This window comes from Microbacterium sp. BH-3-3-3 (assembly GCF_001792815.1).
Taxonomy (GTDB): Bacteria; Actinomycetota; Actinomycetes; order Actinomycetales; family Microbacteriaceae; genus Microbacterium.
Map to the genome: position 1 here is coordinate 1,022,723 of NZ_CP017674.1, position 12,105 is coordinate 1,034,827.

A 12,105-nucleotide genomic window follows, 5' to 3' on the forward strand; every position below is an offset into this window, starting at 1 on the left:
CAGGCTCAGTCGAAGAACGCCGCGGCGCCGCGCGCCTCGTAGACCACATCGTCGAGGTCGTCACCGATGACGGTGACGTGCCCCACCTTGCGACCCGGCCGGGGGGCCTTGCCGTAGGTGTGGATCTTCGCCGACGGGTGGGCGGCCATGGCCGGCGCGAAGCGCTCCTCGAGGGTGCCGTCGACGGGACCGCCGAGCACGTTGATCATGACGGACCACGGGGCGATGGCATCCGTCGACCCCAGCGGCAGGTCGAGAACCGCGCGCAGGTGCTGCTCGAACTGGCTGGTGACCGCCCCGTCCTGCGTCCAGTGCCCACTGTTGTGCGGGCGCATCGCGAGCTCGTTGATGAGGATGCGCTCGTCGGTGGTCTCGAACAGCTCGACCGCGAGCATGCCCGTGACCCCCAGCCCCTCGGCCACGGCGACGCCGATCTCGGCCGCAACGCGCTGCACCCGGTCGGCCGCGCGGGGGGCCGGGGCGAGCACCTCGGCGCAGACGCCGCCGCGCTGCACGGTCTCGACGATCGGGTAGGCCCGAACCTCCCCCGACGGACGCCGCGCCACCTGCTGCGCGAGCTCGCGGGTGAAGTCGACGAGCTCCTCGACCAGGAGCGAGCCCCCGTTGCCGTCCTCGGCCAGGGCGGCGAACCAGTCGTCAGCCTCCGTCGCGGCCGACACGACGCGTACGCCCTTGCCGTCGTACCCGCCGCGCGCGGTCTTCACCACCGCGCGACCGCCGTGGTCGTCGAGGAAGGACTGCAGGTCGGCGGCGTCGGAGACGGCCGCCCATTCGGGCTGCGGGAGGCCGAGCTCGGCCATGCGCCGACGCATGACGAGCTTGTCCTGCGCCACCCCCAGCGGGGCGGGACCCGGGTGCACGGCGACACCGGCATCGACGAGGGCGGCCAGGACGTCCTGCGGCACGTGCTCGTGGTCGAAGGTGATCACGTCGACGTCGCGAGCGAACGCCAGCACGGTGTCGACGTCGCGGTAGTCGCCCACGGCGGTCGCCGCCAGCGCCGCGGACATCCCCTCGTCTTCGGCGAGAACGCGGATCTCGAGCCCCAGCTCCACGGCGGGCGCGATCATCATCCGCGCCAGCTGTCCGCCACCGACCACTCCGACTCGCAGCACCATGCCGCTCCTTCCGTCGGCATCCATTCTGTCGGGCCCGTCACGGGGGCGCGAGCCGGGTGCCGCCCACTCCGGGAGGCGCCGCTCGGGTCAGACGTCGACCGAGCCCGAGCCGAACGTCTGCGAATCGCGGTGCGCCAGGATCTGGTTGACCTCGACCTGGTCGACGAGGGTCTCGTGCACGAGCACCGCGTTCGGGATGTTCTTCATGCGCAACGCCGGCTCCACGCCGTTCGACAGCGACAGGGTGCCCGCGCCCCACAGACGCTGCAGGATGCCGCGCCGCATCTGGATCGCATAGCCCCGCACGTGCGAGATCTCGCGGTGGTTCGCCCCGAACGGCCCCGAGCGTTCGATCACCCGGCGCGTCGTGATGGTCCAGGTGTGCGAGAGCCAGACGAGGAACGGGATGACCACGAAGAGCAGCACGAGCGCCCCGGCCGTCGTCAGCAGCATCCAGTTCTCGTACGGCGCCGGGAGGTTGTCGTAGAAGTAGGCCGTCGCCCCCGCGACCGCGATCAGGACGAGGCCCGACCACGTCAGACGCCGCGCGTGCGCCCGCAGTCGCGCGATGCGCAGTTCCGGCGCAGCGGTGCCCGGCGCCGGCGTGCGCGGGCGCCCGATCGAGCTGGTCGGCTGGGTCACGTTCTCATTGTGCGGCGTGAGCCGCGTCAGACCCGTCGCACACGCGGAACGGCGGCGGGGTCATCGCCCGTGCGCCCTCGCGTCCGTCGGCGCGCGTGCCCGTCAGCGCGTGCCCGTCAGCGCACGTGGACGACGTCGCCGGCCGAGACGATCGTCTCGATCGTTCCGGATTCGACGACCAGGCGACCATCCGCGTCGAGGCGCGACGCGCGCCCCCGCACGCTCGTTCCGTCGGGAAGCGAGACCGTGACCTCGCGCCCGATCGTCGTGCACAGCTTCTCGATGTCGCGGTGCACGCGCTCGGCCCCTCCCGACGACAGGTGCGACAGAAGCTCGCCGAAGTGCTCGACGTAGTCGGCGAGCAGGCGGTCGTCGTCGCACTCGGCACCGATCGCGGCGAACGAGGTGGCCGTGGTCACCGGCAGATCGGCACGGCTCATGCGCGTGTTGATCCCCGCGCCGACCACGACCGTGTCGAAGGTCTCCGGCACGGCCTCGGCCAGGATGCCGCAGATCTTGCCGCCGTCGACGAGGACGTCGTTCGGCCACTTGAGCTCGGCGGTGCCCCCGTGACCGGTCAGCTGGGTACGAATCGCCCGCGTCATCGCGGCGCCCGCCGCGAGCGGCACCCAGCCGCGCAGCGCGAGGGGGATCGTCGAGGCGTCGACCACCAGCGACACGGCGAGCGCGGTCCCCGCCGGCGCCGTCCACGACCGGTCGAGCCGCCCGCGCCCCGCGCGCTGGTCGTCGGTCACCAGCAGCGACAGGTGGGGCCACCCGGCCGGATCGTGCGTGACCGCGGCGACGACGTCGGCGTTCGTGGAGTCGGTGGTCTCGACCACCTGGACACGGGGGCTCCGGGCCGCGGTGCGCGGGTAACCGTCTGAGGGAATCGCCATGCACCACACCCTAGGGATCCCGCCGGATCGGGGCACCCGTCTTGCGCGTCGGCGCGTCACCGGGCAGGGACGGCGGTGGACGGATGCCACAGCACCCCACGGTTTCGCTTGTGGGTACCCTCCAACGCCGGTGCCGTCGCGGTCGCTAGGGTGGAAAGCGTGACCGACCAGCCCGATCTCTTCACCACCGCCGGCAAGATCGCGGACCTGCGCACCAGGTTCCAGGAGGCGGTCGTCGACGCCGAAGCCGCCGCCCGCGACAAGCAGCACGCGAAGGGCAAGCTCACCGCGCGCGAGCGCCTCGAGATGCTGGTCGACCCCGGCTCGTTCGTCGAACTCGACGAGTACGTCCGCCACCGCACCACCGCCTTCGGCATGGACAAGTCCCGCCCCTACGGCGACTCGGTCGTCACCGGCACCGGCACCATCCACGGCCGCACCGTCGCGGTGTACGCGCAGGACTTCTCGACCTTCGGCGGGTCGCTCGGCGAGGTCGCCGGCGACAAGATCATCAAGGTGATGGAGCTGGCGCTTCGCAGCGGCATCCCGATCATCGGCATCCTGGACTCCGGCGGAGCGCGCATCCAGGAGGGCGTCGTGGCCCTCGGCAAGTACGGCGAGATCTTCCGCCTGAACACCGCGGCCTCGGGCGTCATCCCGCAGATCTCGCTCATCATGGGCCCCGCCGCCGGAGGGGCCGTGTACTCCCCCGCCCTCACCGACTTCGTCATCATGGTCGACAAGACCAGCCAGATGTTCGTCACCGGTCCCGACGTGATCAAGACCGTCACCGGCGAGGACGTCGGGATGGAAGAGCTCGGCGGCGCGCACACGCACAACACCCGCTCGGGCGTCGCGCACTACCTCGCCGACGACGAGGACGACGCGATCGACTACGCGCGGAGCCTCATCGGCTACCTCCCCGACAACAACCTCGCCGAGATCCCGGTGTACGACACCCCGTTCGAGTTCGAGACGACCGATGCCGATCGCTCGCTCAACACGGTCATCCCCGACTCCCCCAACCAGCCGTACGACATCCACACGGTCATCTCCGGGCTCGTCGACGGCGCCGACTTCCTCGAGGTGCAGCCGCTGTTCGCCCCGAACATCGTGATCGGCTTCGGCCGCATCGAGGGACGCACGGTCGGCATCATCGCCAACCAGCCGTCGCAGATGGCGGGCACCCTGAACATCGACGCCGGCGAGAAGGCCAGCCGGTTCGTGCGCTTCTGCGACGCGTTCTCGATCCCCATCGTCACCCTCGTCGACGTCCCCGGCTACCTCCCCGGCACCGACCAGGAGTGGACCGGCGTCATCCGCCGCGGTGCGAAGCTGCTGTACGCCTACGCCGAGGCCACCGTGCCGCTGGTGACGGTGATCCTGCGCAAGGCCTACGGCGGGGCCTACATCGTCATGGGCTCGAAGCAGCTCGGCGCCGACATCAACCTCGCCTGGCCCACCGCCGAGATCGCCGTCATGGGCGGTCAGGGCGCGGTCAACATCCTGTACCGCGGCGAGATCAAGCGCGCCGAAGAGGCCGGCGAAGACGTCGCCGCCGTGCGCACGCGCCTGGCCAACGAATACACGTACAACGTGGCATCGCCGTTCCTCGCCGCCGAGCGCGGCGAGCTCGACGGGATCATCGAACCGGCGCAGACGCGCGTGTCGATCGCCAAGGCCCTGCGGGCCCTGCGCAACAAGCGCGCGAGCCTGCCCGCCAAGAAGCACGGGAACATCCCGCTGTGAGCCGGCCGAGCACCGACGCCGGGATCGACCCCGGCGCACCGCGCGCCGTTGCCGAGGTCGTCCGCGGCACCCCCACCGAAGAGGAGCTGGCTGCGGCGGTCGTCGTGGTCAGCGAGGCCTACCTGCGCGAGGTAGCCGACGCCACGGTGCCCGAGACCGCGACGCGCTCGCGGTGGGAGCTCTCGGCGCGCGGGCTGCGCCGGCCGCTCGACCGCATCGCCGGCTGGAACGGATTCACCGCCTGAACCTCGGAAGTGTCCCCCGAAATGCCTACAGACGACGGTGGGGCAGCTGTCGAATACTGGAGGAGCTGGAACGCATCATGCGTTCGGTCGGACCGCTCTGAGAGCCGGTTCCGGCTTTGCGGGCAGTTTTCGGGTAACTGTCCGCCCGGGTGAGGGGTCGGCGATCACGCCGCCCCTCACCCCTCGGTCTTCTCGGTGCACGTGCGTCGGCGGTTCCCCCCTCCGCCCCTGGCCCCGGCTGTCAGCGGGGTCGGCGGATCTCACGCCAGAGGTCGACCTCATCGTCGTCGCCGGAGCCGCCCTCGCCGCGGGAGCGCCCGACGACCGTCACCGCCACCTCGTGGTGCGGCGACGTGCGGATGATCAGGCGCTCCGAGACGGCATCGCTGAGGACGGAGGCCAGTTCCGTGCGGATGTCGTCGAGGTCGGCCGCGCCGAGCCCCGCGAGCCCACCTTCGTCGAAGAGGTTCACCACGGCCCCGCGCCGGCGCGCGGCGTCGATCTCGGCGCGGACGCCGTCGTCGAGCAGGCGTGTGCCGCGCAGCTCGTCGCGGAGGCTGGCCTCGGCGCGGCGGGCGGCGGCCTTGTCGGACGGCCGGAGATTGCCCCCCGACTCGATGGTGCGGGCCAGCACGGGGCCGGCCGCCTGCAACGCCCGCTGCACGTGGATACGACGTTCCCGCTGCCGGCCGCTCTGCGAAGCCTGCCAGGCCGACGCGGCCTGCTGCAGCTCCGCGAGATGGTCGGCGTCGCGGGCCGTGCGATCCAGAGCGATCATCACGAGCTGGGCGGCGGCGACCCAGACCAGCGAGCCGACGAGACCCAGGCTGAAGGCGGCGAGGGGTCCGAGCCAGAACGACGCCGACAGGGTGAGCACCGCCATGCCGACCCACGCGACGATCGGACGCCGACGGATCATGATGATGGTCATCAACGCGCCGATGGCGCCGATCACCCAGGTCACGAACGGTTGCGTCCGGCCCGCCTCGGTCACCGCGAAGAAGGTCGCGTTGGGGACGACGACGGCCGCCAGCAGCGCCAGCGCCACGCCCCAGTTGGGCACGCGCCGCGCCACCCGGGGTTCGGCGGACTGCTCGGGGGTGCCCGTGCCGATCGCGAAGACCCACAGCCACGTCACCGGCAGGTACAGCACGAGCGCGGCCACGATCAGCCACCCGCGTTCGACGGTGTCGGGCTCGGTCCACAGCAGACCGCGCGCCGCGAGATAGGCGGTGAAGGCGAGGGCGATCCCCGAGAGGATGGAACGGACGGTCACCAGCGGTCACCGCTCTCCCACTCGAGCGTGACGGTGGTGCCCGTCGGACCCGACTCGATGTCGCTGCGTCCCCCGACCGCCGTCAAGCGGGCGATGATCGAGCCCCGGATGCCGAGACGATCGGGCGGGATCGAGTCGAGGGCGAATCCGCCTCCGGAGTCGCGCACGCGCACGGCGACGCCTCCGGGCGCGGCATCACCGGTGAGCTGGACGGTCAGCCCCTGCGCGTCGGCGTGCTGCACGGCGTTCGCGACGGCCTGCATCGCCGCGAGCACGAGCGCACGGGCCACGCGTCCGGGCACGCGGGGAGTGCCCTCCTCGACGCGGCGCGCCACCTCGATCTCCACGCCCAGGTCGCGCGCGGCGATCTCGATGTCGTCGGCGAGCCTCGAGGCGGGGACCGGCTCGTCGCTGCCCTCGAGGGCGTCCTTCTCGGCGTTGGCCAGACGCGTGAGAGCCTCACGCGCCATGCTGACCGCGAGGGTCCGCTCCCGCGGGGTGCCGGCGCGCTCCGCGGCCAGCAGAGCCCCCAGCACGCTGTCGTGCATCAGGGCCGCCACCGCGATGCGCTCGTGCTCGCCGGCGGCGGTGGCCGCCGCGGTCGCGTAGCTCGACACCGCGAGCGTGCGGGCCTGGTCGACGTTGGCCGCGATCGAGCGGTACATCCACGCCAGGGTGAGCAGCACGCTGCCGAGGATCAGCGCGAACGACACGTCGAGCAGGATCGGCACGATGAACTCGGGCCGCCCGCCGGCCTGCACCAGCCGGACGACGCCGAACAGCAGAGGTGCGGCCATCGTCCACGCAATCTGGAACGGCAGCGGGAAGGCCACGACCGCGGCGACCGTCGCGACGTTGACGAGGTAGAAGATCCACGGGTTCTCGGTGGGCACGGGGGTCGGACCGCCAGCCGTGGCCACCGGCCAGAGCGCCAGCGCGACCAGGAAGAGAACGGCGAAGACCCCCGAGAAGATGCGGGCGAAACGCCCCACCGCGCACGCCACGATCATGGCGACGAGCGGCACGAACACGCCTACGACGAGGGGCAGATGCCATCCCGCGGCCTCGTCGCCCGGGACGAACGCGGCGACGAACGCCTGCGCCCCCAAGACGAGGGACGCCGGTCCCACGATGATCGTGAGCACCCGCTCGATGCGGGTCTGCGTGAAGGAACCCGTGTCGGCTTGGACCTCACGAGTGTGGGGGATGCGCCCCCACGCTTCGTCCAGGACCGACCGGTCGTTCTCACCCATGGCCCGCGGGGGCGTCGGGCGCGTCGTGCAGGATGCCGTCTTCCATGGCGCGCCGCAGCAGGTCGACCTTGGTCGGCGCCGGGCGTCCGACCTCGACGTACTTCACCCGCACGCGCGTGATGTTCTCTTTCGCTGTCGAGTACGCCACTCCGAGCCGCTCCGCGACGGCTTTGAGCGGCAATCCGGCCGCGTACAGCCGCAGGACCTCGCGCTCGCGCGCCGACAACTGGGCATCGGCGAACTCGCGGTCGCCCTCGACAGCGCTGGCCCACTCGACGTTGTCGAGCAGTTCTCCGCGGGCGACCACGGCGATGGCGCCCAGGACCTCGTGCGTCGGAGACGACTTGCTCACGATGCCGGCCGCTCCCGCGGCGAGCGCCTCGCGCACCGCGGCGGCACGATCGGCGACGCTGTGGATGATGACGCTGGAGCCGTCGCGCACGACGCGGTCGACGTTCTCGGACACCGTGGTGCCGTCGCCGAGGGTGAGGTCGAGCACGACGACATCGGCCGGCGACGTGGCCGAAGCGCGACGCCAGGCGAGGTAGGACGAGACGTTCGCGCCGGAGAAGACCACATCGGTGGCTTCGGTGCGCGTCAGTGCGGCTTCGAGTCCGAGCCGGACCGACTCGTGATCATCGATGAGGGCGACGCGCGTCATTGGTTCATCGTATCCATGCGGAGTCGTCGTGCGAGGGCTTGCAGACCCGCCGATCGGCGGGTCATCGGCGAAGAACGGCCACGGCTTCGACGTGATGCGAGTGGGGGAACAGGTCGACGCCGCGGATTCCGCGATCGGCGCGGTACCCCAGGTCGGCGAACGTCGACAGGTCGCGGGCCAGCGCCACCGGGTCGCACGCGACGTAGACCACCGTCGAGGGGGCCAGTGCGGCGATGCCCTCGACGACCTCGCGGCCCGCCCCCGCGCGCGGCGGGTCGAGCAGCACCACCCCGCGCCCGAGGCGCTCGCGTTCGCGCTCCGAGGCGTCGGCGGCGAGCTTCGCGACGAAGCGGTCGGCGCGAGCCGTCTCGGCGCGCGCACCGATCCACTCGGCCAGGTTCTCGCCCGCGTGCTCGGTGGCGCGCGGGTCGGACTCCACGCTGACGACACGCGTCGAGGGGCCACCGAGATCGCCGAGGGTGGCGGCGAACAGACCGACCCCGCCGTACAGGTCGAGGTGCAGTGCCTCGGGATCGAGCCCGCCGATGGCCGCGATCTCTTCGGAGACCAGCGAGGTGAGGGTGCGCGCCGCCAGGCGATGCACCTGCCAGAAGCCGCCGGCGTCGACGCGGAACACGCGATCCCCCACGCGCTCCTCGACGACCTCGGGCGCGGGACGCGATTTCACGCCGTCGGGACGCACGAGCACGCGGACGCGGCCGTCGGCCGGCTGGACGAGATCAATGCGGCCCGGCTCACTCCCCCGCAGCGCGGCGGCGGCGCGGGCGACCTCGGCGGTGGCGAGGGGCAGGTCGGGCGTCTCGATCACGCGGTGCGAACGGGCGGCGTACGCGCCGACGCGGCCGTTCTCGTCGACGTGCAGGCTCACGCGGGTGCGCCACCCCGTGCCGTCGGCGGACTCGGGGTCGGCGTCATCGCCGGCGGAACGCACCTCGACCGGCAGGTCGAGGCGACCCACGCGCTCCAGGGACTCGCGGATGACCCGCTCCTTCAGCGCGCGCTGGTGCTCGAGGGCGATGTGCCCGAACTCCGCACCGCCGGGACGCTCTGCCGGATCGACGTCGATGTCGGCCGCCGCCCACACGTGCGGTCGCCGCTCGACGGCGGCGTCGAGCACCTCGACGGCCTCGGCGCGCCAGAACGCCTTCTTGCGCGTGTCGGTGACACGCGCGCGCACGCGCTCGCCGGGCAGGGTGTCGGAGACGAACACCACGCGCCCCTCGTGCCGCCCGACGAAGACGCCGCCGTGCGCGATACCGGTGATGTCGAGATCGATGAGGTCGCCGTCGTGCATCCTCCGAGCCTGTCACATGCCGCCGGGACACCGCGCGGCACCGGCGCCGCGGACGGAGCACCGGGAGCCTGTCGAACGGCCGGGGCGGTTGCGACGGCCCCGACGGGTCGGGTGCCGCCCGGCGGTGTGCCCGCACGTGGATAGCGTGGACGCATGCGCGTGTGCCTGGCATCCACTTCCCCCGCCCGACTGATGCTGCTGCGCCAAGCGGGGATCGAACCCGAGGCGCGCGCGCCGCAGGTCGACGAAGAGGCCGTGATCGCCGAGGTGGAAGCCGCCGAGGGGCGACGCCTGCCCGCCGCCGAGCACGTGCTGCTGCTCGCGCGGCGCAAGGCCGCCGACGTCGCTCAGCGCCTGAGGGCCGACGACCCGGACTTCGAGGGCTTCGTCATCGGGGGCGATTCGATGTTCGAGCTCGGCGACGAGATCCTCGGCAAGCCCTACACGCCCGAGGCGGCGACCGTGCGCTGGCGCGCGATGCGCGGACGCACCGGGGTGCTGCACTCGGGGCACAGCGTGTTCCGCCTCTCCCCCGGCGCCGCGCCCACCGAGGCGTCCGCCGTCGCCGAGGCCTCGGTCACCTTCGCCGACGACGTCGACGACGACGAGATCGCGGCCTACGTCGCCAGCGGCGAACCCCTGTTGGTGGCCGGGGCGTTCACCGTCGACAGCCTGGGGGGCGCGTTCATCCGGGAGGTGCAGGGCGACCCGTCGACCGTCGTCGGGATGTCACTGTCGACCGTGCGCCGACTGGTACGCGAACTCGGCGGCTCGTGGACGGACCTCTGGAACCGTTCGTAGACTCCCGCACACGTTTTTCGGCGTTTCTTGTCGAGGAGGGTCAAAAGGGAGGGGGGACCCCTCGCTAGGCTGGGAGGATGCCGAAGATCGCCAAGGTCCTTGTCGCCAACCGCGGCGAGATCGCCGTCCGAATCATCCGTGCCGCCCGGGATTCGGGCAAGGCGTCCGTCGCCGTCTACGCCGACCAGGACCGCGACGCCCTGCACACCCGCCTCGCCGATGAGGCTTACGCCCTCGACGGCGCCACCAGCGCCGACACCTATCTCTCCATCGACAAGATCCTCTCGATCGCCCGGCGCTCCGGCGCCGACGCCGTGCACCCCGGCTACGGCTTCCTCGCTGAGAACGCCGACTTCGCCCGCGCCGTGATCGCGGCGGGGCTCGTGTGGATCGGTCCGTCCCCGGATGCCATCGAGGCCCTCGGCGACAAGGTCACCGCCCGCCACGTCGCCGAGAAGGTGGGCGCCCCGCTCGCCCCCGGCACGCCCGGTCCCGTCTCGGGCGCCGACGAGGTCATCGCCTTCGCCGAGCAGGTGGGGCTCCCCATCGCCATCAAGGCCGCCTACGGCGGCGGCGGACGCGGGCTCAAGGTCGCGCGCGAACTCGACGAAGTGGCCGAGATGTTCGAGTCGGCCACGCGCGAGGCCGTCGCCGCCTTCGGCCGCGGCGAGTGCTTCGTCGAGAAGTACCTCGACAAGCCGCGCCACGTCGAGACCCAGTGCCTGGCCGACGCGAGCGGCAACGTCGTGGTCGTGTCGACGCGCGACTGCTCGCTGCAGCGTCGCCACCAGAAGCTCGTCGAAGAGGCGCCGGCGCCGTTCCTCACCGACGCGCAGAACGAGATCCTCTACACGGCATCCAAGGCGATCCTGCGCGAGGTCGGCTACGTCGGTGCCGGAACCTGCGAGTTCCTGATCGGCGCCGACGGCACCATCTCGTTCCTCGAGGTCAACACGCGCCTGCAGGTCGAGCACCCCGTCTCAGAAGAGGTCACCGGCCTCGACCTCGTGCGCGAGCAGTTCCGCCTCGCCGAGGGCGAGGAGCTCGGCTACGACGACCCCGCCCCGGTCGGACACTCGATCGAGTTCCGCATCAACGGAGAAGACCCGGGTCGCGGATTCCTGCCCCAGCCCGGTCCGATCCACGTCTTCAAGACGTTCGGCGGCCCCGGCATCCGCCTCGACTCGGGCGTGACCGCGGGCGACAGCGTCTCGGGCGCGTTCGACTCGCTGCTGGCGAAGATCATCGTGACTGGCCGCGACCGCGCCGAGGCGCTCGAGCGTTCGCGCCGCGCGCTCGACGAGTTCGAGGTCGCCGGCATGCCCACCGTGCTCCCCTTCCACCGCAAGGTGGTCCGCGACCCCGCCTTCACCGCCGAGGACGGCACGTTCGGCGTCTTCACGCGGTGGATCGAGACCGAGTTCGACAATGACATCCCCGCGTGGGATGGCGAGCTCGAGGCTCCCGCCGCCGCCCCCGGCCGGCACACCGTCGTCGTCGAGGTCGCGGGCAAGCGCCTCGAGGTGAGCCTGCCCGACCGCATCTCGGCCGCCGCTCCGCAGGTGGGCCGCCCGGCCGCGGCCCCGCCGTCCCGACGCTCGCACGCCGCCTCGCCCGCCGCCGGCGCCACGGGCGACGCGGTCAAGTCGCCCATGCAGGCCACGATCGTCAAGGTCGCCGTCGAAGAGGGCCAGCAGGTCGTCAAGGGCGACCTGGTCGTCGTTCTCGAGGCGATGAAGATGGAGCAGCCCCTGCAGGCCCACAAAGACGGAACCGTCACCGGCATCGACGCCACCGCCGGCACCACGGTGTCGGCCGGGCATCAGCTGCTGCTGATCAGCTGAGACGCACCGCATCCGTTCGACGCCGCATCCCTCTCGGGGTGCGGCGTCGTCGTTCCTCGCGGGGTCGGTTGGTGCGCGGGGGTGCGCCCCGCCGCGACGTACGCCGAGCGAGTGACGCGAGGGTCCCACATCCGCATAAACGCTGATCCTGCGGAGAAACGCTCACGCACTCCGTTTATGCGCAGGAACGGCGTTTATGCGTGTCTGCGCGCGGCACGAGCGCGGGCTCGGGCGGGGCGCGCAGCGCGCAGCGGGGGACGGATGCCGCGGAGCGCGGCATC

11 protein-coding genes are annotated in these 12,105 nt (G+C 72.0%); 4 read left to right on the forward strand and 7 right to left on the reverse strand.

The genetic code is table 11. The features are described 5' to 3' along the window. Positions 1-5 precede the first annotated feature (5 nt). From BJP65_RS04770 to BJP65_RS04780, 3 genes are all read right to left on the reverse strand, one after another. Complete coding sequence (locus BJP65_RS04770) at positions 6-1,139, reverse strand: 5-(carboxyamino)imidazole ribonucleotide synthase (protein ID WP_070408388.1); 1,134 nt, start codon at positions 1,137-1,139, stop codon at positions 6-8. 87 nt (positions 1,140-1,226) lie between these two features. Beyond that, positions 1,227-1,781 carry a PH domain-containing protein gene (locus tag BJP65_RS04775; protein ID WP_070408389.1) on the reverse strand — a complete coding sequence of 185 codons (555 nt, stop codon included), beginning with the start codon at positions 1,779-1,781 and terminating at the stop codon, positions 1,227-1,229. A 116-nt stretch (positions 1,782-1,897) separates the two neighbouring features. Further along, entirely contained in the window at positions 1,898-2,680 is a 783-nt protein-coding gene (locus tag BJP65_RS04780) for a biotin--[acetyl-CoA-carboxylase] ligase (RefSeq protein ID WP_070408390.1), read from the reverse strand. A 159-nt stretch (positions 2,681-2,839) separates the two neighbouring features. On the opposite strand from BJP65_RS04780, the gene BJP65_RS04785 reads away from it, so the two are divergent. Further along, on the forward strand, positions 2,840-4,429 hold the full coding sequence (locus tag BJP65_RS04785) for an acyl-CoA carboxylase subunit beta (RefSeq protein WP_191926318.1): 1,590 nt from the start codon (positions 2,840-2,842) through the stop codon (positions 4,427-4,429). Next, the gene (locus tag BJP65_RS04790) at positions 4,426-4,674 is read left to right on the forward strand and encodes an acyl-CoA carboxylase epsilon subunit (RefSeq protein ID WP_055834433.1); all 249 of its coding nucleotides are present in this window, start codon (positions 4,426-4,428) and stop codon (positions 4,672-4,674) included. The genes BJP65_RS04785 and BJP65_RS04790 overlap by 4 nt, the downstream gene beginning before the upstream one ends. Before the next feature lie 241 nt (positions 4,675-4,915). On the opposite strand, the gene BJP65_RS04795 is transcribed toward BJP65_RS04790, so the two are convergent. From BJP65_RS04795 to BJP65_RS04810, 4 genes are all read right to left on the reverse strand, one after another. Further along, a complete protein-coding gene (locus tag BJP65_RS04795; protein WP_083285706.1) occupies positions 4,916-5,950 on the reverse strand; it encodes a hypothetical protein in 1,035 nt (344 codons plus the stop codon). Then, positions 5,947-7,203 carry a sensor histidine kinase gene (locus BJP65_RS04800; protein ID WP_083285707.1) on the reverse strand — a complete coding sequence of 419 codons (1,257 nt, stop codon included), beginning with the start codon at positions 7,201-7,203 and terminating at the stop codon, positions 5,947-5,949. Before BJP65_RS04800 ends, BJP65_RS04795 begins: the two co-directional genes overlap by 4 nt. Continuing rightward, entirely contained in the window at positions 7,196-7,864 is a 669-nt protein-coding gene (locus tag BJP65_RS04805) for a response regulator transcription factor (RefSeq protein ID WP_055834424.1), read from the reverse strand. Before BJP65_RS04805 ends, BJP65_RS04800 begins: the two co-directional genes overlap by 8 nt. A 61-nt stretch (positions 7,865-7,925) precedes the next feature. Then, positions 7,926-9,179 carry a class I SAM-dependent RNA methyltransferase gene (locus BJP65_RS04810; protein ID WP_070408392.1) on the reverse strand — a complete coding sequence of 418 codons (1,254 nt, stop codon included), beginning with the start codon at positions 9,177-9,179 and terminating at the stop codon, positions 7,926-7,928. 153 nt (positions 9,180-9,332) lie between these two features. On the opposite strand from BJP65_RS04810, the gene BJP65_RS04815 reads away from it, so the two are divergent. Both BJP65_RS04815 and BJP65_RS04820 read left to right on the forward strand, forming a co-directional pair. Then, the gene (locus BJP65_RS04815) at positions 9,333-9,980 is read left to right on the forward strand and encodes a nucleoside triphosphate pyrophosphatase (RefSeq protein ID WP_070408393.1); all 648 of its coding nucleotides are present in this window, start codon (positions 9,333-9,335) and stop codon (positions 9,978-9,980) included. Positions 9,981-10,057: 77 nt separating this feature from the next. Next, positions 10,058-11,824: a biotin carboxylase N-terminal domain-containing protein gene (locus tag BJP65_RS04820; protein ID WP_070408394.1), complete on the forward strand. Its 1,767-nt coding sequence runs from the start codon at positions 10,058-10,060 to the stop codon at positions 11,822-11,824. The last annotated feature ends 281 nt before the right edge of the window (positions 11,825-12,105 follow it).